This is a genomic window from Loigolactobacillus bifermentans DSM 20003 (assembly GCF_001434575.1).
Classification (GTDB): domain Bacteria; phylum Bacillota; class Bacilli; order Lactobacillales; family Lactobacillaceae; genus Loigolactobacillus; species Loigolactobacillus bifermentans.
Genome location: NZ_AZDA01000052.1, coordinates 1 through 2968, shown reverse-complemented (window position 1 = coordinate 2968; position 2968 = coordinate 1). Strand labels below are relative to the sequence as shown.

At 46.8% G+C, this 2968-nt stretch carries 2 protein-coding genes; both read left to right on the top strand.

What is annotated here, in order from left to right:
- Positions 1-1046, top strand: a 1046-nt coding sequence (locus FC07_RS07555) for an APC family permease (RefSeq protein WP_157050130.1), incomplete at its 5' end; no start/stop codon positions are given.
- Between the two features lie 289 nt (positions 1047-1335).
- The gene (locus tag FC07_RS07550) at positions 1336-2289 is read left to right on the top strand and encodes an alpha/beta hydrolase (protein ID WP_057904520.1); all 954 of its coding nucleotides are present in this window, start codon (positions 1336-1338) and stop codon (positions 2287-2289) included.
- Positions 2290-2968: the final 679 nt, after the last annotated feature.

Genomic DNA, 2968 nt, shown 5'->3' with positions numbered 1-2968 from the left:
ATTCTGAGTGTTCGGCTTCCTACCGCTACTTTTCGTATGGATGTTCCATTAACCCCTTAACGGCTACTTCTGTTGCCGGGATTATTTTCTCATTTAACGCCTTTCAAACCGTGATTAACATGGGCAGTGAAATTGAAAACCCCAAAAAGAACATTGAACGGGGCATGTTTTTATCCCTGCTGATTTCTGGCGCCATTTACGTGGTCTTGCAAAGTACGTTTATTACGTCTATGCCGGCTAGCGCGTTAGTCCACGGCTGGCACGGGTTGAATTTCAACTCGCCGTTTGCGGACCTGGCCATTTTACTAGGCATTCACTGGTTATCCGTTTTACTTTACATGGATGCGTTTGTCTCGCCATTTGGCACGGGGGTTTCCTTTGTGGCCTCCACCGCGCGGGCGTTATACGCCATGGCCGGCAACCACCATTTGCCTAAAGCTTTGGCCCGGCTTAACTTAAAATACGGTACCCCGAGAATTGCCATGGTGGTCAGCGCTGTTTTGAGTATGGTCATGGTATCGATTTTCCGCTCCTGGTCCCTGTTGGCCACGGTGCTGTCCACCGCTACGTTAATCGCCTACCTGACGGGGCCGGTCACCGCTGTCTCCTTGCGCCATATCGGCAGCCGCTTAATCCGCCCGATTCGCCTAAAACATTTAGGCTTCATGGCACCATTTTCGTTTATCTTAGCGTCCCTGGCTATTTACTGGGCCAAATGGCCAACCACTATTGAAGTGATTGTGATCATTTTACTAGGCCTGCCGATTTACTTTTTCTACGAATGGAAGCTGCACTTTAAAGAGACAAAAAAGGCCTTTGGTGCGAGTCTGTGGCTGGTGACCTACCTGATTTTCATTTCAATCATGTCTTATATTGGCGGCCAACCATTTAACGGGTTGAATTGGATTCACTACCCGTGGGACCAGCTGATTATCGCCATTGCCTCCTACGGCTTCTACCGTTGGGGCGTGCGTTCAGCGATTGTCACCGCCGACTTTAAAGCCGCTGAAAAATTAAACCAAAAAGCGGACCAGCAATTAAATTAAAACCACAGCCTGTTGCCTCACATTAAATGACGCAACAGGCTTTTTTGATGCAATGCGTAACAAACTATTTTTTTAAATGAATCGCTTTTAAATGAAACCCTGTTAACGTGCATTTCTTAATTATTTAAAGCGTTTTCAATATTTGACTGGTTTTTCACAAGATAACCTTGTATCATGAAATTGTAATGCGTTTTATTTACCGGCAGCAGAGCCGCTTTTGCAGCGGCCTGTGCCGGTAAGTCGTCGGTTTGCGGAAAAATTCCGCATGAATGAATTGAGGAGGTATTTTATGACTGACAGAATCTCTTTAGAAAAAGCAGCAATTGAATTTAGTGACGCTAACGCACCGCATCCCCGGATTTATGAGTTAGAGCCAAAAGCCGGCCGGGCTTTGCTGGAAGAAGTCCAATCCAGTAAAATCACCAAACAGCCTGCTGACATCACTGATTTACCAGTGGATACCGGCAAATGGGGTACCATTAACGTGCGGGTGATCCGCCCAGAAAAAAACGATGCCGTTCTGCCTGTGATTTTTTACATTCACGGCGCCGGCTGGGTTTTCGGCAGCGCAAAAACCCACGATAAATTAGCCCGGGAACTGGCCGTACGCACCAATTCAGCCGTTGTTTTCCCAGAATATTCCCTGTCACCAGAAGCAAAGTACCCAACGGCTATTGAGCAAAACTACGCTGTTTTGCAAAAATTGCCTGAATTAAAAGACAAATTCAAATTAGACGTCACCAAACTAACCGTCGCCGGTGATTCTGTTGGCGGGAACATGTCCACCGTCATGACGATTATGACCAAGCAGCGCAAAGGTCTAAAGATCAACCAACAAGTCTTGTACTACCCAGTAACAGACGCTGACTTCGGCACAGGTTCTTATTTAGAATTCGCCGATAACTACTACTTGACCCGAGACGGGATGAAATGGTTCTGGGACCAATACACCGAACGAGATACAGACCGCGCCGACATTACAGCCTCCCCATTACGGGCGACCTTAGCTGACTTAAAAGACCTGCCCGCCGCATTAATCTTAACGGATGAAGCCGACGTATTACGCGACGAAGGCGAAGCTTACGCCCGGAAACTAAGGGACGCTGGCGTTGAAGTCACACAAGCCCGCTTCCAAGGAATGATTCATGATTTCGTCATGCTAAACGTGTTAGACCAAACCAACGCGGCCCGCGCCGCCATGACCTTATCCACAGACTGGATTAACCAAAAAAACAACGGCTAATGCGGTTGACCGAAAAAGGACGCTGCCTCATTTGAGGCGGGGCCCTTTTTTTGATTGACTGGTTGAAACGATCATTATATTTTAGGCGGCACTTTTTGCTGTTTTAGTGTCACGTTACTTGCGGTTAATCCTTGATAGTGGCCCTTGACTGCACTAACTTCAAAGCTGGTTTATCGGCTGCTGCGGAAACGTGATAAAGCGACATAATGGGCTAATGCTCAGAATGCATAATCCAACTGAGCTGGTCTATAGGCTGCCGCAGAAACGTGATAAAGCGAGACAGACTGCTCCGCTTAGCTACGCAATGGGATAATACCAAAACCCGGTATTTCCCCCTCGCTAGGCTAATGCTCACAGTCTAACCGTCTCGTTTATCACGCTACCAAAAAAGCCGCCATTTGCCGTGGGCGGCTTCCATCAGAATAAGGCTTTGTTACCCAAGCACAGGCGGCACTTGTGGGAATGCTGCCTGCTTACTATGAAAGAAAAAGCTTCAAAACAAAGTATTTGGGTTGTTAGCAGCCACTACACTGCTAACAGTGAAAAGCATAACATGGTCGGCTCTAAAATAAAAGTCATTCTAAAATTCAAATTAATTTTGACTTCTGTGAAAAATATTCGTAGTACCTGAATTATTCACCATAAGTTCTCCAAGTACAGTGTCACCCCGGTATCATGG

What these genes read in the sequence shown, in the direction of transcription:
- FC07_RS07550 (WP_057904520.1), top strand. Translation starts at nt 1,336, where the DNA reads ATGACTGACAGAATCTCTTTAGAAAAAGCAGCAATTGAATTTAGTGAC.